At 61.5% G+C, this 16,479-nt stretch carries 19 protein-coding genes; 14 read left to right on the top strand and 5 right to left on the bottom strand.

Annotation, left to right across the window (positions count from 1 at the left end; all coding sequences use genetic code 11):
* Nucleotides 1–4 precede the first annotated feature (4 nt).
* From B3446_RS21835 to B3446_RS21770, 14 genes are all read left to right on the top strand, one after another.
* Nucleotides 5–304: a DUF1799 domain-containing protein gene (locus tag B3446_RS21835; protein WP_291384965.1), complete on the top strand. Its 300-nt coding sequence runs from the start codon at nt 5–7 to the stop codon at nt 302–304.
* Between the two features lie 2 nt (nt 305–306).
* Nucleotides 307–3,102: a phage tail tape measure protein gene (locus tag B3446_RS21830; protein WP_291384963.1), complete on the top strand. Its 2,796-nt coding sequence runs from the start codon at nt 307–309 to the stop codon at nt 3,100–3,102.
* Complete coding sequence (locus tag B3446_RS21825; protein WP_291384961.1) at nt 3,102–3,437, top strand: phage tail protein; 336 nt, start codon at nt 3,102–3,104, stop codon at nt 3,435–3,437. The genes B3446_RS21830 and B3446_RS21825 overlap by 1 nt, the downstream gene beginning before the upstream one ends.
* Before the next feature lie 20 nt (nt 3,438–3,457).
* Nucleotides 3,458–4,867 (top strand): pyocin knob domain-containing protein, encoded by a 1,410-nt coding sequence (locus tag B3446_RS21820; RefSeq protein ID WP_291384959.1) that lies wholly within the window; start codon nt 3,458–3,460, stop codon nt 4,865–4,867.
* Nucleotides 4,867–5,295 (top strand): hypothetical protein, encoded by a 429-nt coding sequence (locus B3446_RS21815; protein WP_224776925.1) that lies wholly within the window; start codon nt 4,867–4,869, stop codon nt 5,293–5,295. Before B3446_RS21820 ends, B3446_RS21815 begins: the two co-directional genes overlap by 1 nt.
* 29 nt (nt 5,296–5,324) lie before the next feature.
* Nucleotides 5,325–6,071: a phage minor tail protein L gene (locus B3446_RS21810; protein ID WP_191578574.1), complete on the top strand. Its 747-nt coding sequence runs from the start codon at nt 5,325–5,327 to the stop codon at nt 6,069–6,071.
* Nucleotide 6,072: 1 nt separating this feature from the next.
* The gene (locus tag B3446_RS21805; RefSeq protein WP_191578573.1) at nt 6,073–6,876 is read left to right on the top strand and encodes a C40 family peptidase; all 804 of its coding nucleotides are present in this window, start codon (nt 6,073–6,075) and stop codon (nt 6,874–6,876) included.
* Nucleotides 6,869–7,471, top strand: coding sequence for a tail assembly protein (locus tag B3446_RS21800; protein WP_291384955.1), 603 nt, complete (start codon nt 6,869–6,871; stop codon nt 7,469–7,471). Before B3446_RS21805 ends, B3446_RS21800 begins: the two co-directional genes overlap by 8 nt.
* Nucleotides 7,472–7,479: 8 nt before the next feature.
* Nucleotides 7,480–10,671, top strand: coding sequence for a host specificity protein J (locus B3446_RS21795; RefSeq protein WP_291384953.1), 3,192 nt, complete (start codon nt 7,480–7,482; stop codon nt 10,669–10,671).
* Between the two features lie 2 nt (nt 10,672–10,673).
* Nucleotides 10,674–10,961, top strand: coding sequence for a hypothetical protein (locus tag B3446_RS21790; RefSeq protein ID WP_291384952.1), 288 nt, complete (start codon nt 10,674–10,676; stop codon nt 10,959–10,961).
* The gene (locus B3446_RS21785; protein WP_291384950.1) at nt 10,961–11,629 is read left to right on the top strand and encodes a hypothetical protein; all 669 of its coding nucleotides are present in this window, start codon (nt 10,961–10,963) and stop codon (nt 11,627–11,629) included. The genes B3446_RS21790 and B3446_RS21785 overlap by 1 nt, the downstream gene beginning before the upstream one ends.
* Before the next feature lie 91 nt (nt 11,630–11,720).
* Nucleotides 11,721–12,005, top strand: a complete 285-nt coding sequence (locus tag B3446_RS21780) for a hypothetical protein (RefSeq protein ID WP_175122336.1) — start codon at nt 11,721–11,723, stop codon at nt 12,003–12,005.
* Nucleotides 12,002–12,496, top strand: coding sequence for a lysozyme (locus B3446_RS21775; protein ID WP_291384948.1), 495 nt, complete (start codon nt 12,002–12,004; stop codon nt 12,494–12,496). Before B3446_RS21780 ends, B3446_RS21775 begins: the two co-directional genes overlap by 4 nt.
* Nucleotides 12,475–12,981 (top strand): lysis system i-spanin subunit Rz, encoded by a 507-nt coding sequence (locus B3446_RS21770; protein ID WP_291384946.1) that lies wholly within the window; start codon nt 12,475–12,477, stop codon nt 12,979–12,981. The genes B3446_RS21775 and B3446_RS21770 overlap by 22 nt, the downstream gene beginning before the upstream one ends.
* 110 nt (nt 12,982–13,091) lie before the next feature.
* Here B3446_RS21770 and B3446_RS21765 read toward each other — a convergent pair whose 3' ends face one another.
* The 5 genes from B3446_RS21765 to B3446_RS21745 form a co-directional block, all read right to left on the bottom strand.
* Complete coding sequence (locus B3446_RS21765) at nt 13,092–13,718, bottom strand: hypothetical protein (protein ID WP_291384944.1); 627 nt, start codon at nt 13,716–13,718, stop codon at nt 13,092–13,094.
* Between the two features lie 100 nt (nt 13,719–13,818).
* Complete coding sequence (locus tag B3446_RS21760) at nt 13,819–14,127, bottom strand: hypothetical protein (RefSeq protein WP_291384943.1); 309 nt, start codon at nt 14,125–14,127, stop codon at nt 13,819–13,821.
* A 55-nt stretch (nt 14,128–14,182) separates the two neighbouring features.
* Complete coding sequence (locus B3446_RS21755; RefSeq protein ID WP_291384941.1) at nt 14,183–14,845, bottom strand: SOS response-associated peptidase; 663 nt, start codon at nt 14,843–14,845, stop codon at nt 14,183–14,185.
* Nucleotides 14,846–14,872: 27 nt separating this feature from the next.
* Entirely contained in the window at nt 14,873–16,117 is a 1,245-nt protein-coding gene (locus B3446_RS21750; protein ID WP_291384939.1) for an ATP-binding protein, read from the bottom strand.
* A complete protein-coding gene (locus B3446_RS21745; RefSeq protein WP_291384937.1) occupies nt 16,114–16,467 on the bottom strand; it encodes a hypothetical protein in 354 nt (117 codons plus the stop codon). The genes B3446_RS21750 and B3446_RS21745 overlap by 4 nt, the downstream gene beginning before the upstream one ends.
* Between the last annotated feature and the right edge of the window lie 12 nt (nt 16,468–16,479).

Here is a 16,479-nt window from a genome sequence, read left to right as displayed (position 1 = left end):
GGCTGTGGCGGCGTTCCTTTGGGAGCCGCCATCAGCCGCAACGTTAGCGAAGGCCGGGTTAAAGCTCAGCGACTTTCCCCGGCCTTGCGCCGAACTCTGGCCGGAGCACGTGCCGGCGTTCAACCTGTTCACGCGCAACTACACGCAGTGGCGTGTGGGGGCGGGAGGGCCGATAGGGCTGGATTACGGGGTCCTGTATCACGACCTGGACCGTCAAGAGCTTCCCAGGGCGGAGCAGCAGGAAATCATGGACGTTCTTCGGATCATCGAGCGGGCGGCCCTGGAAATCTTCCATAAGAGTTGAACATGGCACAGGAAAGCATTGGCACCGCGCGACTAGATATCGTCGTCGATACCTCGCAGTTCGACGCCGCGATTGCGTCGGCCAAGCGGGGAACCAGCGACATGTCTCAGTCCGCGCAGGCGGACTATACAAAGCTGGCAGCCGCTGAGCGCCGCCGCGTTGACGCCCTGGTGAACCAGGCCAACACCATCGGCATGACGAGGAAGGAGCAGATCCTTTACAACGCTGCCCTGCGCGGCGTGCCCACGTCGATTCTGGACGAACTCAAGACCAAGCTGTCGGCGACGGGGGCGGCCGCAGCCGGCGCAACCAAGCAGATGAATCAGTACGGGGTGAGCGCCGCACAGCAGGCTGCAGCGCTTCGCGGCGTGCCGGCGCAGCTCACGGACATTGTGGTTTCTTTGCAGGGCGGCCAGCAGCCCCTCACGGTGTTGCTCCAGCAGGGCGGCCAGTTGAAGGATATGTTCGGTGGCATCGTGCCTGCGGCGCGTGCCTTGGGCTCCACGATCATGGGTTTGGTGAACCCGTGGACGGTCGCAGCCGGCGCTGTGGCGCTCTTTACCTCCGCTGTCGTCGCGAGCAAAGGCGAGCAGCCCGAGTTCACCAAGACGCTGATCCTGACAGGTAACGCGGTAGGCCAAACTGCGGCGGGCATGTCGAACCTCGCCACGCGTATCGCCGATGTGGCTGGGGCTCGCGGCAAGGCGGTGGACGCGCTCAATCTGATCGCCGGCTCTGGCAAGATTGCCGGACAGAATATCGAGGCGGTCGGTGAGGCGGCTGTCGCGATGAACCGTGTCACGGGCAAGGCCCTTGCCGACACGGTGCAGGAGTTTGAAACGCTCCGCGGCAAGCCCGCCGAGGCGATCGCCGCGCTGAACGAGCAGCAGCATTTTCTGACGCTGGAGGTCTATCAGCAGATCGCCAGCCTGGAGCGCCAAGGACGTACCCAGGAAGCCGCCGCGCTGGCGCAGCGGACCTATGCGGACGCCGTTAAGCAGCAGGCCGAAGAAGTACGGGAGAGCCTTGGCACGCTTGAAACGGCGTGGAACGCAGTCACGCAGGGGGCCAGCAGCGCGTGGGAGGCCATGAAGAGTTTCGGCCGGGCGCCGACCTTCGACCAGATCACGGCACAGCTCAGGACCGTCAACGCGGAGCTGAAGCAGCTTCGCGATAACGCGGCTCCTCAAGACGACGAAACCAAGGCATTCGTTGGAGATGGCGGACGTGCGGCGCGGCGTCGGGCGAAGCCGCTCGAGCGGGGCCAAAATCGGCTGATCGCAGAGGCTGCAGCGCTTCAGGATCAGGCCGACCAGGCCGCAGTTGTGGGCTGGCAGAAACGCCAGGAGGCCGAGAAGATCGCCGCCGCGGCCCGTCTGTCTGCCCTAGCAAAGGAGACCGAGACCAATCAGCAAAAGCGCGAGCGCGAGATTGCCCAGGTCAAGAAGGACGCCGATATCACCGGCGCGTCCCTTGAAACGCAGAAGAAGCTGATTGATCAGATCAACGACAAGTACAAGGACCCGGCGGTCAAGGCGTACACGGAGGACGCCGCGACCAAGCTCTTGCAGCAGTACCGCGAGGCTGAAGCCTCCCTTCAGGCCCAAATCACCAGCGAGGGGAAACTTGCCACCTGGGGCCAGAAGCGTGCCGAGTTCGAGCAGCAGATCGCAGATCTGAAGGACAAGAAGGTCCTGACAGCGGATCAAAAGAGTCTGCTCGCTCAGCAGGATCTGCTGCGCCGCCAACTTGATCTGAATGTGGCCGCAGAGAAGGAACTGCGCACCAAGCAGGAGACTGCAAAAGTCGAAGCTCTGCGCGCCAGCCTGGCCGCGACCCGAGACCTGGAGCAGCAGCAGTATGCGGACCAGGTGGCTGGGGTGGGGCTGGGTGACCTCGCGCAGGAGGAGCTTCGTGCCCGCCAGGTGATCTTGCGGGACTATCAGCGCCAGCAGGCGCAGTTTGACCGCTCGATGGCGTCCGGTCAGATCTCACAGGAAACCTACCAGAGCCAAACAGCGCTCCTGCAGGAACACCTGAATCTTCGCCTGTCGATGCAGCAGCAGTATTTCGACGAGGTGCGCGATGCGCAGGGCAATTGGAAGAACGGCGCCACTTCCGCTCTCGAGAACTACCAAGACTCGGCGGCCAACGTGGCTGCGCAGACGAAAGCGTTGTTTTCCAACGCCTTCCAAGGCATGGAGGACGCAATCGTCCGTTTCGTGACGACCGGGAAGCTTTCGTTCAAGGACTTCGCCACTTCCGTAATTGCCGACTTGGCCAGGATTGCGGCGCGCCAGGCGATCGTCGGGATGGTAGGCAATTTCGCTGGATTGCTTGCAGGAGCGGCGACCAGCGGCATATCGGCCGGGGCAAGCTACCAGGGCACCGGAATGGCGGCTGTGGGCAACACAGACGGCATGACGGGCTGGAACCTGTCTGGTGGTCGCGCTTCTGGCGGTCCAACGGCAGCAAATTCGCTCTACCGCGTCAGGGAGTTGGGTCCCGAGTTGTACACCGAAGGAGGCCAAACGTACCTGATGAGCGGTGAGAACGGCGGCTACGTCACGCCTCTGAAGAACAGCGCGACTGGCGGCTCTGCTGGGGCCGGGGCCAATTACCAGATCACCAACCAAGTGATTTTTAGCGACGGCGGGCGCGAGTCACGCGAGTCCGGCCATGACGATGCCCTCGGGCGCGACATGCTCAGACAGATGGAAGTAGTCGCGCAACGTGTCGTGGATCGCTCACATCGGCAGGGTGGTGCGGCTTGGAACGCCAGGAATGGGAGGTCCTGATGACTGAACGATTTTCATGGCGGGCCACGGGCGAGCCTACCGGCAGCGTCACATTCAGACGGCTGACCGCGCAGTTCGGAGACGGCTATCGCCAGGTGGTCGGCGACGGCATCAACACTGAGGTCCAGTCCTGGCCGCTCACGTTCGCAGGCAGCAGGCAGGAAATGCGAGCCGTGGCCACATTTTTGCGCAGGCATGCCGGCGTTCGATCGTTCTTCTGGACTCCGCCCCTCGGCGAAGAAGGCCTGTATGAGGCGCCGAGTTTCAACCTGGCCCACATAGGCGGGGACGTTTACCGAGTGTCCGCCACCTTCCAGCAAGTATTTAAACCGTAGGGGGAACCGTGGATTCGCTTGTGAAAATCAACATTGGCGCAGCGCCCAACGACGGCACTGGAGATCCGGCCCGCGATGCGTTCGCCAAGCACAACAAGAACATGGACACCATTGCCAACGCGCTCGGCGCGGCAAGCGGCTTTGCCACGCTGGGCGCTGATGGCCGCCTCCTGCCTGGTCAGGCTCCGGCGGTGCAGACGCTGCCCGCAACTGCCCATGATCTGAACAACTATCAACTGCCCGGCAGCTATCGCCAGGCATCCACCGCCGGCGCGCAGGCGGGCACCAACTATCCGCAGGCAACTGGCGGGATTCTTTCGGTAGAGGGGACCGGAGTGTCCGGGCAGACCGTTCAACGGTACACGGTCGCCTCTACGGGCCCAGTTTCCCCCACGGCCGGCGCGCGCCAATACTGGCGGATGGCAATCAATACTTCATGGTCGCCGTGGCAAGAGGTCCACACCGCCGGCAACTCTCTGCCCTACCTGGGCCGTGTAGAAGCCGGCGCGAACTTGAACAACTACGCCAACCGGGGGATGTGGGCCATCTCAGCGTCATCCACGGCCGCCGGCGGTACGAATTTCCCCATTGCAAACTCCGGTTGGCTGCTGGTGTACTGCGAAGCGGCCGCCGGTGCTGCTGCCGGTACGAACGTCAATCAGGTGTATATCGGCAGCAACGGGAACCGGCAATTTTTCCGCTCTCTGGTGGGTGGCGTTTGGTCCGCCTGGGAGGAGTTTTTGCGCTCGTCGTTGCTAGGCGCAGCCGGCGGTTTGGCCACGCTGGACGGGAATGTCCGACTGGCGCATCAGCATGCCTTTTGTGAACCGCTTGCCGCCGGGACGGACGCAAACACGGCCGTTTTCCCGGGCTTCTACTTTCTCAATTCGGACGCGCAGGCTACCGCCGCGCTTAACTGGCCGGTGTTGCTGGCCGGAACGTTGCAGGTAGAGGCCGTCGGCACCGGAAATCTGCAAATCACGCAGACATACACGACGCGCAACGGCACCGGCGGCGTGATCCGTCGATTTGTTCGCGTTCGCTTTGGTACGTCGGCGACCTGGGGGACGTGGCAAGAGGTAGCGCGACAAGCTGACAGCACGACGATGGCCGGTCAGATTTCGACGCTTACGGGTCAGATGGCGCAGACCCTTGGCGTGGGTCAGACCTTGCAAAACGTTCTCGCGTCGCGCGCTTCAGGTGTCAATTACACGAACACCACGGGGCGCCCCATCATCGCGTATATCAGAGGCGACCTGACGGCGGCATTTGGGAACCTCTCGGCCAACGTAAACGGGGCTTTTTGCGGCATGTCTACGCACCCAACATCAGGTGCAGCGGTGGGCCTGACGCTCATCATCCCAGCGGGGGCAACGTATATTTGCGCGGCGTCTTCCGCGAGCATTTCCTCGTGGACGGAGTATCGATAATGCAAACCTTCAAAGACACGGAAACCGGACAATACTGGCAATTTGATGACGATGTTCTGGTTGCCGACTCCGGCGGCGCGCTGGTTTTCACTACCGCGCACGGCGAGGTTTTAGACGTGCCAGTGACGCTTATTGCGGCGGAATTGCCCCCGCCGGAGCCGACCGCGCCATACGTCCCGCAGGTGGTCAGCCGCTTTCAAGGCCGAGAGGCCATGTGGCAGACGCCCCACGGAGGTGGATCGCTTTTCGAGGCGGCGGAGGGCGTGATTTCTAGCCCGGAAACGCCCGCGATATACCGGCGCGCCTGGGACGATCTTCAAGAGTTCCACCGCGACAGCGAAATGCTCCAGGCGGTGGCGGACAGTCTCCGCCTCACGTCGGCGGACCTGGACGCGCTGTTCATTCTCGCCGGCAGCATCAAAGCCTGACCGGGCAACCATCTGTAGGAAATCCCCTCGTGAGCATCATCACCGACATCCAGAAACTGGAGCCGGGGGATGCGGTGCGCCTGTTTGAGCTGGACACCAGCAACCAGGGCGGGCCGGTCCTTCGCTTTCACAACTACAACCAAAGCGGCCCGATCTTTTGGAAGGGACAGGAGTACACGCCCTGGGCGTTGGAAGCCCGCGATTTTCAGCGTACGGGCGAAGCGTCCCAGCCGTCGCCAACCCTCTCCGTCGGCAACATCGGTGAGGATGAGAACGGCGAGCCGATCGCCGGCGTGATCTCCTCGCTGTGTATCGCCATGGACGATCTTGTGGGCTGCGTGTTGACCGTGCGCGAGACGCTCGCCAAGTATCTTGACCCCGCGAACTTTCCGGACGGCAACCCTAACTATGACCCCGGCGAGGAGTTGCCGCTTGAGGTTTGGCTGGTCGAACAGAAGCTGAACGAAACGCCCGAGGTGGTTGAGTTCGAGCTTGCGACGGGCCTGGCGTTCGATGGGCGCCAGCTACCAGGGCGCCAGATCGTGGCGACCATCTGCCCGTGGAAATGGATAGGTGGCTATCGCGGCCCGTACTGCCAGTACACGGGGTCCGCATATTTCGACGGCCAAGACCGGCCCGTATCCAGCCCAGACCAGGACAACTGCGCCGGTCTGGTGCGCTCGTGTCAGCTTCGTTTCGGGGCAGAGCAGGGCGTGGAGCCGGTGGCGGCTGTCATCAACTTTGGCGGGTTCCCCGCTGCTGATCGGGTTCGATAGCATGAAGAAAGCAACTTTCGCAGCCATGCGCCGCCACGCCGAGGAGGCGTATCCCGCGGAATGTGTTGGCTTCGTCGTGTCCGATTCCGACGGCCGCGAAATCTATGCACGCGGCCGGAACGTGGCCGATGCGCCGGAGGCCGGCTTCGTAACGCGCCCCGAGGATTGGGCCGCGGCCGAGGATATGGGCGCAGTAGTGGCCTTTGTCCATTCGCACCCGGATAACACGGCCTCGCCATCGGAGGCGGATCTGGTGGCCTGCGAGGCCATGGCCGAGCGGGTAGGGGCGATGCCCTGGTACATCGTCGAGGTGCGCAAGGACATTGGTCAGGACGCGCCCCAAGCGCTTGCCATCGAGGCGTTTTCCCCTACGGGCTATCAAGCGCCGCTGCTGGGACGCACATTCCATCACGGCGTTTTGGACTGCTACAGCGTGATCCGCGACTTTCACGCGCGGGAGATGGGGATATCCATTCCTGATTTCCACCGCGCTGACGGCTGGTGGGAGGGCGATGAGGAGGTCTACCTGGACAACTTCGCCGCAGCAGGCTTCCGACCGTTGGCCGCTGGAGAAACCGTGCAACGTGGGGACGTGATCCTGATGAACCACTTGGCCAAGCGCACCAACCACGGCGCCGTCTACCTGGGTGACGGCCGGCTTTCCGAGCGTCCGGACCTGTTCCCTATGCAGGGGACCATGCTCCATCACCTTTACGGCCGGCTGTCCACTCGCGAGGTGTATGGCGGCTACTGGCAGGAGATCACGCGCCTGGTGTTGCGACATCGGGAGGCGTCGAATGGATAACCAGCTCCGCACCATTCGGCTGTACGGCCTGCTGGGCACGCGATTCGGTCGGGTCCACCGCCTTGCCGTGCGAAGTGCGGCTGAGGCTGTCCAGGCTCTCTGCGCGATCCTTCCGGGATTCGAAACGGAGATGATCTCCTCCGGCAGCCGTGGCGTTCGATATGCGGTGTTTCTGGGGCGACGCAACATCGCGGAGCAGGATCTGCAGCACGCGCCCGCTGACGGTGAAGAAATCCGATTCGCGCCTGTCATTCAGGGGGCGAAGCGCGGGGGCGTGTTTCAGACCATCTTAGGCGCGGCCATGGTGGCAGTTGGCGCAGTGATTAACGTACTCAGTTCGGGCACGATGGCCGCGTTCGGGACTTCGCTTATGAAAATGGGCGCCGTCATTGGGTTGGGTGGGGCTATCCAGATGCTGAGCCCCACGCAGACCGGGCTTTCGACCAAGGATAGTCCCAACAACGGCGCGTCCTACAACTTCAATGGCGCGGTCAACACCACCGCGCAAGGGAACTGCGTACCTCTCCATTACGGTGAATGCTGGGCAGGGAGCGCGGTAGTTTCCGCCGGCATCTATGCCGAAGACCAAGCGTAGAGGCAACAATGCAACGTCTACTTTCACCCGCCGAAGCCGGCGGGTTTTCTATTGATGGGCCCATGCGCCACATTGCGCGCCAAGGCGGGATCACGATTGTCGGCCGCAAGGGCGGCAAGGGCGGGGGCGGCGCTCGCTCTCCCGTGGAGGCTCCTGACAGCCTGCACAGCATCTCTTACGCCAAGGTCCTGGACCTGATCAGCGAAGGGCCCATCGTGGGCCCTGTGACGGGTCTGAACTCCATCCTGCGCAGTATCTACCTGGATGGAACGCCCATAGAGAACGAAGACGGTTCGCTCAACTTCCAGGGCGTCCGCGTGGATTTTCGAAACGGCATGCAGGCGCAGGACTACATCCAGGGTTTCCCGGCCGCAGAGAGCACTACCGGCCTGGGCGTCGAACTCAAGTATGGCGTCCCCTGGGTCCAGACGGTTACGGATCGAACGCTGTCGGCCATCCGCATCACGCTGGAAGTGAGGGGGCTCCTCCAGGTGGATACCGGCAATGGGGACCGCGGGGGAGCGCGCGTGGATTACGCCATTGACCTGCAGACCGATGGCGGGCCGTTCCAGGAGGTTGTCGTTTCGGCATTCGATGGGAAGACGACGCAGACCTACGCGAGGACCCACCGCATTGACTTGCCGCAGGGCGCGCAGACGGGGTGGGTTGTTCGCGTGCGCCGGCTCTCCATCGACTCCGCCACGGATACGCTAACAAACGCTACCTGGATCCAATCCATCACCAACGTGCTGGATGCGAAGTTGCGCATGCCGATGTCCGCCGCGGTTGGCATCCAAATTGATGCCAGCCAGTTTTCGGCGATTCCGACACGCGCGTACCGATTCCGCGGCCGCATCATCGCAGTGCCCAGCAACTACGATCCGGAGACGCGGACCTATACCGGCGTGTGGGATGGGACGTTTAAGCAGGCGTGGACCAATAACCCCGTGTGGATCTGGTATGACATGGTGACGAATCAGCGCTATGGCGCCGGGGCGTTCTTGGATCCAGCGCGGCTGTCCATGGCCAAATGGCAGCTCTACCCTGTCTCCCAATATTGCGATGAACAGGTGCCCGACGGCTTCGGCGGCATGGAGCCTCGGTTTACCTGCAACGTCTACATCCAGCAGGCGGCGGACGCCTACCGCGTAATGTCGGATCTGGCCAGCGTGTTCCGCGGAATCGTCTACGAGATGAATGGCTCCATTGCCGCGTCCGCCGACATTCCTTCGGACCCCGTCTACAACTTCACCAATGCGAATGTGCTGGATGGTCGGTTCGGCTACGCCGGCAGCCCGCGCCGAACCCGGTATACGGTGGTGCAGGTGTCCTGGAACGACAGCAGCAATCAGGGCATCGCCAAGATGGAGGCGGTAGAAGACCGGGATGCAATTTCCCGCTATGGCGTTCGCATGTACCAGATGACGGCGTTCGGCTGCACGTCCCGCGGCCAAGCCGTGCGCGCCGGAAAGTGGGCTCTCGTCTCGTCGCAGCGCGAGACGCAGGGCGTGACGTTCGGCGTGGGGCTGGAGCAGGCCGTCGTGAAACCTGGCTCTGTCATCCGCATCGCGGACAAGAACCGCGCCGGGCGCCGTATCGGCGGTCGGATTCATTCTGCAACTGCCACAACTATTGTGGTGGATCTGGCCGTGGGCGTGCGGTCCGGAGATCGCCTGATCCTGAACATGCCCAACGGGCTCACGCAAACCAGGATCATCCAGGGCGCGGTGGGCACGATGATTACGGCAGACCAGACGATATGGACTGCCGATAGTACCGAGATCACCGCAGACATGATCGGGATCCAGGGCGCAACCCTGGAAATCACAGTCACCCAGCCCTTTACCGAGGTCCCGGAGGCTGAGGCAGTGTGGACCATCGAGTCCGAGGAGCTTTCAACCCAGCTTTTCCGAGTCGTGAGCATCACGCGGGAAAACGTCCTCAATGCCACGATCACGGCCGTGCAACACGTCCCGGGCAAGTACGAAGCCGTGGACTATGGCACGCGTCTGGAGAATCCGCCGATCACGGTCATACCGCCCATGGTCATGCCGGCGCCGCAAAACGTGGCGTTGTCATCCTATTCGACGCTGGATCAGACGATAGCAACCCACAATGCCCTCATCACCTGGGACAAGGTGCAGGACGCGGTGGAGTATCAAGTCCAGTGGCGGCGTAACAGTTCGGACTGGATTGAGGCGGGGCGCACGGCGTCCGCGTCCGTTGAGATCCGGGGCATCAGCACCGGCCGATACCTCGCTCGGGTGCGCGCCATCAACGCAGCGAACATCCCTTCGGCATGGGGAATGTCCGCGTCCACCGACTTGGAGGGCAACGTCCTGCCGCCGCCGCAGGTGACGCACCTGACCGCTCAAGGGATGGTGTTCGGCATCCGGCTCAATTGGGGCTTTCCGGCCGGCAACTACATCATCGAGCGGACGGAAATCTGGTATTCCGAATCGCAGAACCAGGGCAGCGCGATCAAGATGGGCGAGTTCGCGTTCCCGCAAAACACCCATGACCTGATGGGCCTGTCCGCCGGCAAGCGCCTGTATTTTTGGGCCAGGCTGGTGGATCGCACCGGCATCCCAGGGGATTTTTTCCCCGTGGGCAACCCGGGCGTCATTGGCACGTCCAGCAACAGCGCGGACGAGATCCTGGAATATCTCACCGGCCAGATCACCGAAACCCAGCTCGCCCAGGCGCTGCTGGATCGGATTGACGAAGCCGGCGATGCTCAGGTTCAGATCGACGCCATCGTAAATTCCCTGGCGGCCATGTACACCATCAAAACCCAGCTCACGGTGGGCGGTGTGCCGTACCTCGCCGGCATCGGCGTGGGCGTCGAGAACAACCAGGGCGTCATCACGTCGCAGATTCTGCTGGCTGCGGCGCGCGTGGCCATCCTGGACGAATCCACCGGATCCGTGAAAGCGCCTTTTGTGGTGCAGGGCGGGCAGGTGTTTATGAACGAGGCGATCATCGGCCGCGCCACTATTGGGGCCCTCAACCTCAAGGACAACCTCAGCTCCGATGCTCTCAATCCCAGCGGTGTGCCGGTGTTTAACCTGAACATGCGCTCTGGCCTTATGTCGTTCAACGGCACCGAGGCGGACGGATCGCGGACGGAGATCAACAACCGGGGCATGCGGTACTACTACCCCAATGGCGTCCTCGGCGCGCGGTTTGGAGGGTCGTAGACATGGCAGTCATGCCCCTTGAATTGTGGTCCCCCTCTGGGGTCCTGCTGTTCAGCGCAGGGATGCGGATTGCCCGCCAGCTTGGCGAGTTTTACACGGGCACGAGCAGCGGGAGCGTGAGCATTCCGCAGCTCGCTGACACTGCAAACTCGTGGTTTCTGGCTACCGCGGCAAGCGGTGGGACCAACTATCCGACGATCAAGCGAAGCGGCGCGGTTATCTCCTGGTCGTTTATCACGGAGCCCAACACGCAGCGGGCAAACATGCTGGTGCTGTGGGGGGTGAAGTGATGGCGGATGCTGCATTCGAGTTGTGGGATCAAGCCGGAAACCTGCTTTGCGATAGTCGCAACGTCAACATGTTCCTGCGGTACATGGGCACTGCCAGCGGTGCGTTTTCGTTCGCTGCTGTACGGCCTGTGGTTTTCTTCGTGCCCACCGGGGGCGGCTTCGCAACAATGCGGAGCCTGCTGAACAACGGGAACGGCACGTTCACCGTAACGTTTGTGGGGGTGGCCGTCGAATACTACATATTCGATTGGCCATGGGTCACAGGCGGCCCGATGGACATATGGGCGCAGGACGGCCGGCACATCTTCATGAGTACGGCCAGGCCGATGAACGTTTACGGCAACCTGCGCATCCCCCGATATTGGAACTCGGACGGCACGGGGAGCGGCTACATCGACGGCATGGAGGTCGGCGGCCTGCCAGCGCGCAAATGGGCCTACTGTCCGTCTTTCAACCGGCGCGGGTATCAGTGCTATCCCGTGCCTGGGGGCGGCTGGAGTTCTGTACTTTGGGGTGAGAACTACGCAGCGCGCAGCACCGGCGTCTATTCCAAGATGCAGGATCAGGTGGGCGCATTCTACGGATGGGCCCCGCTCTTCAACACGCGCTTCGTGAGTGATGCGGAGGAGAACGACATTGCCGTGATTGACGTGACAGGGTGGCAATAGCCGCCACCCATCGTATTCATATTCAGCCCGTCATGTGCGGGCATTTTTTCGTCTCAAGGAGACGTGATGTTGTCGCTTCAAAGGAAGTCCCATGGCTGACGAACATCTGTCGGACGCCTTCATAAAGTCGCTGCACGCTCGCGTCGTGCAGATGGAGCAGGACATGGCAAGCAATGCAGAAGCAACCGCCCGGAACACATCCTCGATCGAGACGATCCGGCAGAACACACAGGACATCGTTGACACGTTCCAGGCGCTGTCTGGTGGGTTCAAGGTGCTGCAGGGACTCGGCAGAGTGGCAAAGCCCTTGGCCTACATCGTGGGCTTGGGCACGGCAATCATCACCGCCTATTCGGCATGGAGGGGAATTAAATGATTTTGGGCAGTCTGAAACGGAAGCTGCTGGCGGCGAGCAGCGCCGGCGCGATCGCCATCGCGGGCGTGCTGGTCGCGCATTTCGAGCCGGGCACGGTGCGCGGCAAACCCTACATCGACCCCGTCGGCGTGCTGACCGTCTGCGATGGTCATACGGGATCCGACATCGACCCGAAGCGGATCTATTCGAATGCCGAGTGCGACGCCTGGCGCGATGCTGACCTGGCCAAGGCGGACGCCGCGGTGCGCCGCCTAATCACGGTGCCGCTGAACGACTGGCAGCGCGCTGCGTTGATCGACTTCACCTACAACTTGGGCGCCGGCAACCTCGCCTCCTCGACCATGCGGCGCAAGTTCAACGCGCGCGATTACGTCGGTGGGTGCGCGGAGCTGACCCGCTGGGTCAAGGGCCGCCAGGACGGCGCCTTGGTCACGTTGCCGGGCCTGGTTACGCGAAGGGAGGCCGACACGTGGGTTTGCTTGCAGCAATGATGGGGTGGAAGGGCTACACCGCGGCGGCGCTGACCGGCGCGGTGCTGGCTGGCGGCGCGGCTTGGACGGCGCAGGGCTGGCGCTACGGCGCACAGATTGCCGGCATTCGCGCCGACCAGGCCGACCGTGGGGCCGAATCCCAGCGCTACGCGCGGGAAATACTGCAGCGGCGGTATGCCGAAGTCAGCGAGATCAACGAACGGAACGCAAAGGCCGAATGGGCCGCCTATGGAGGGCTACGCAGTGCAAAAACTGAAGATGAAGGCCTGCGGGCTGACGTTGATGCTGGCCGCCGGCGGCTGCAAGTCAATGCCACCTGCCCTGCCACCAGCGGGCGAGTGTCCGAGGCCCGAGGCGCCGCCGGCGTGGGTCATGGAACCCGCCCCGAACTTGATCCTGCTGCTCGATCGGATTATTTCACCCTCCGGGCTGGAATTCAGCAAGTGACCGCGCAGTTGGAGGCCTGCCAAGCAAGGTTTCGATGAGGTCGTCAAGCGGGACTACCATCTCTGTAAAGGGGACACGAGCCGCTGATCGAATAGTGTGCAGTTGCACAACGGGCGAATCGGTCCAGTTGGCAAAGTCTCTGCCGCCATCACACTCCCTTGTAAATGCAGTAGAGGCCTGCGGGGAGGGCGAACAACGCGAGCATGAGCAACGCAGCGCCTAGGTTCGGATGTGGGCGCTGAGGTCTGGCCTTATGTTCGCCCAGCCGCGCAATTAGTTCGTCATAAGTGCGAGCCCTCTCTGCATCGCTGGCCATTTCGTCGTGTGCTTTGGAACTATCCTGGAAGTTGGCCGCAATGATGAACAGCCCCAAAATCGTCAGCGCTAGGCCCAATGAGAAGCAAATCATCGCCGCAATAGTCCAATGGTTTTTGAAGTTGCTGGCTATGAGGGTGGCGCTACCCGCTATGCCGGTCACGCTGGCGATGGCGATGTGTTTGACGCCTTCTAGGCTCCAAGCTGAGTGCCGCTCGCGTTCCCGCTTAGAGAGGTCCTGAAATACCGAATTAACGTTGCGCGCGTTGTTGTGAAATGCGGACGTCGCCTCAATAAGCGACTTCTGGTCGCGATACCGCGCCCCGCCGGCGTACCACGCTTCTATAACCCCAGCAGCGTGCGCTGGCCGCACCGAGTGTTCAACTGCCCAAGTGGTAACAATGTCCCGTGCGTCTTCGAGGCTCAGCGCTTGCGTGATTTCCTTTTTGTCTGGCTGCATATTTACTGTCCTGTTTAACGGATCGGCAAAGTGTAGGGCATCCCATATAGGTAAAGGATCGCAGCCGAATTTCGTGGGGCATCGTTAGTCGCATGGCTTATTACGATGACACCCATTGCATCCACCACCCTTGGTAGTAGCGGCGGCCGTCGACCTCTTCGAAGCCGCAGACCATCATGCCGCGTTCAGAACAGAACGTCAGTAGCTCGGGCTCGAGCAGATCGGGAATGGGGCCTTTGGCGGTCGCGCCGAACTTCGCCAAGCCGTCCATGGTCATCACCCGGACTTGGCGGCGCATGTCCTCGCGTGTGATGGAGTACATCCGCACGGTGCCGATGACGGCTGGGGCGGGGTCGTTGTCCCGCCGCTTCTGGCCGAGATAGTGGGTTCGGACGACGGAGCAAAGCATGGTTCTGCTGCGATAGAGCTGTATGGATATACAGTATATTGCAGCAGAATTGGGGTCAGGTCAGAGGCGTGGCGACCAGCTTGTCGGAGGGGAAGGGTACGAGGAAGTCGCGGCTTTGATCGGCGCTGGCGGTCAGCCATTCATCATATGCGCCCTCGGGAAGGATCACCACCATGCGCTTCTCTTTGTTCGGTTGGTGATAGTCGCGGAAGAGGGGATCCTGATCCGCGTTGATAGTGAGCATCGTATAGCTCTCCCGCCACTGGCCCGCCGCGTCGCGGTAGCGATCCCAGAGGCCGGCAACGCCCAGCGGCGCGCCGTCGGCCCGCGTGAAGCGCGTGGCCACTGCTTTGCCGGATCGCCAGTCAGGTTCGAAGATGGCATCGGCAGGGATGATGCAGTGCTGCGCCCGGCGCCAGGCGTTCCGGAAGGTGAAAGCGTTGGCAACCCGGTCGTCGCGGGCGTTGAAGGTGGACAGCTTCTCCGCGCCGGCCAGCACATCCGGCCGGGTGGATCCCGAGATCAGGCCCCAGCGGCCGGTGACGGCCTCCAGGCTCGGCACCGCCTCGTCGCCAGCGTCATGCTCCGGTGGCCGGCGGACGAAGATGCCTTGATACCGCGGCCACATGTCGTACTTGCCGAGGACGCCGGGCCGGGTCACTCCGAACTTTTTCAGCAGCAGCTCGGCGTCTTTCAGGGTCTGATAATGGCTGCACATGAGCTGGTCCGAACGGCGCCAGCGCGCTCAGGTTCGTCCTGCGATAGGCATTCCAGTCAAAGGGATTTTTCCTGCTTTCACTCCGTTCATGATGACGTACGGTTGCATCAGGGGATTAATAAAACGGAAGCGAAAACGGCGCGATGTGCCAATCTTCTTCAAGATCGGACCACGCTTCTCTTCGCAGAATTCGTTGAGATGTTGAGAGAAGCTCGGAATCTGATACGCTTTGCCCGTTATCTCTTGCATCGGTGCGCGGACGTCCTGAGCAGCGAAGTATCCCAACGGATCAGTCGGCGACATTGCGCATGCTAGGAGCACATCAGCAAACAAGTTGTCTTTTCTCGGGCTCATCGTCGAGACGTGATAAGCGCTTAGGATAGACTGCTGAGCACCGCTTATAGCCTCATCGACCGCCTCCGTCACCTCGCTCGAATCCACACAGTCAGTCTCTCGTTGAATGGCTGTGCGAGCTGCATGCAAACATAGCAGATGCGCATAGTGAGGAAGCCCCTGAGACAGGTTTTTGATCGCATTGATCCCGGCGTCGGTCGTCCTGATGTGGAGGCGTTTCATTCCCCGTTTAATCAGTTCGACGATTTCGTCTTCAGACATGCGCGGCATTGGGATTTGAGCCATCGCCCGTTCAATAGATGCGTGCTCTTTGATTAGGTCCCCAACGGTATCGGCTACGCCGACTAGGATGAGAGTCGTATCGACCCCATGGTCTGACAGCGCCTTTATTGCGTCTGCGACAGCGCGCTTAGTGCGTTCGTTCAGCCTATCAAACTCATCGAAAATGATGATTGTCTGAACCTGTTTGCCAAGTTCGGCAAGGGCGCGTCGAACATTGTCCGGAGATATCGGGCCATCAACAAAACTGAGACCATCAATTTCTCTTTTACGTGGATCTGCCGTGAACCCTGCTTGGTTGACCAACTCGGCCAGCTTTATCTCTCGAAGCGCCTTTTCAAAGAGTGACTGAAAGGTGTCGGCACCGTCACAATTCACCCGGGGTGTCACGACGATTCTCTCACCCGATTCTGGCAGAAAGTCGGCAAGGACGTTTACGAGCGACGTCTTACCGACCCCTCTTTCACCATAAATTATCGCGTGCTGCCCTTTTTGGTGCACGGCATCGATCACCTTGCCCAACTGTTCCAAGCGGCCGGCGAATAGGTCCCGCTCGTCAACAGGCGCTGTCGGCGTGAAAACTTTGCTCACTTCGAAGTACCGGGAGCGGCGGGCTTGTTCTTCGTCTATGTTCATCATTTGGGATGGCGATTGGTTGCTTTCGTGCCATAGTAAAAACCAGTGGCAGCCGAGACGAGTGCAACGATGGGGCCTAGTAGGATCTCCAAGATCCTAACCAGATCGGCGACTGGCAAAGCCTTGGCCCAAAGGGTCGCGAACGTCGCGATGCAGATGCCGATGAGCAGCCAGATTAGAAGATAGGCAATAGTCCGGCGAGCCTCGTCCTCGTGCGGAAGAGGATCGTATGGTTTCGATACGAGCGTCGAAGCGTGGGGGTCATCAGTACCGGGCAGTTCAGCGTCGAGATCAAGATTGGTTACGTTGGGCTTGCCGCCTAGGGCGCCTACGACAGTGTCTGGAGAACCCAATTTTGTTCCTTT

The organism is Achromobacter sp. UBA5777 (genome assembly GCF_002418565.1).
Classification (GTDB): Bacteria; Pseudomonadota; Gammaproteobacteria; order Burkholderiales; family Burkholderiaceae_B; genus Achromobacter; species Achromobacter animicus.
This window is presented reverse-complemented; position numbering and strand designations above follow the sequence as displayed.

What these genes read in the sequence shown, in the direction of transcription:
- B3446_RS21830 (WP_291384963.1), top strand. Translation starts at nt 307, where the DNA reads ATGGCACAGGAAAGCATTGGCACCGCGCGACTAGATATCGTCGTCGAT.
- B3446_RS21825 (WP_291384961.1), top strand. Translation starts at nt 3,102, where the DNA reads ATGACTGAACGATTTTCATGGCGGGCCACGGGCGAGCCTACCGGCAGC.
- B3446_RS21815 (WP_224776925.1), top strand. Translation starts at nt 4,867, where the DNA reads ATGCAAACCTTCAAAGACACGGAAACCGGACAATACTGGCAATTTGAT.
- B3446_RS21805 (WP_191578573.1), top strand. Translation starts at nt 6,073, where the DNA reads ATGAAGAAAGCAACTTTCGCAGCCATGCGCCGCCACGCCGAGGAGGCG.
- B3446_RS21800 (WP_291384955.1), top strand. Translation starts at nt 6,869, where the DNA reads ATGGATAACCAGCTCCGCACCATTCGGCTGTACGGCCTGCTGGGCACG.
- B3446_RS21795 (WP_291384953.1), top strand. Translation starts at nt 7,480, where the DNA reads ATGCAACGTCTACTTTCACCCGCCGAAGCCGGCGGGTTTTCTATTGAT.
- B3446_RS21790 (WP_291384952.1), top strand. Translation starts at nt 10,674, where the DNA reads ATGGCAGTCATGCCCCTTGAATTGTGGTCCCCCTCTGGGGTCCTGCTG.
- B3446_RS21785 (WP_291384950.1), top strand. Translation starts at nt 10,961, where the DNA reads ATGGCGGATGCTGCATTCGAGTTGTGGGATCAAGCCGGAAACCTGCTT.
- B3446_RS21780 (WP_175122336.1), top strand. Translation starts at nt 11,721, where the DNA reads ATGGCTGACGAACATCTGTCGGACGCCTTCATAAAGTCGCTGCACGCT.
- B3446_RS21775 (WP_291384948.1), top strand. Translation starts at nt 12,002, where the DNA reads ATGATTTTGGGCAGTCTGAAACGGAAGCTGCTGGCGGCGAGCAGCGCC.
- B3446_RS21765 (WP_291384944.1), bottom strand. Translation starts at nt 13,718, where the DNA reads ATGCAGCCAGACAAAAAGGAAATCACGCAAGCGCTGAGCCTCGAAGAC.
- B3446_RS21760 (WP_291384943.1), bottom strand. Translation starts at nt 14,127, where the DNA reads ATGCTTTGCTCCGTCGTCCGAACCCACTATCTCGGCCAGAAGCGGCGG.
- B3446_RS21755 (WP_291384941.1), bottom strand. Translation starts at nt 14,845, where the DNA reads ATGTGCAGCCATTATCAGACCCTGAAAGACGCCGAGCTGCTGCTGAAA.
- B3446_RS21750 (WP_291384939.1), bottom strand. Translation starts at nt 16,117, where the DNA reads ATGATGAACATAGACGAAGAACAAGCCCGCCGCTCCCGGTACTTCGAA.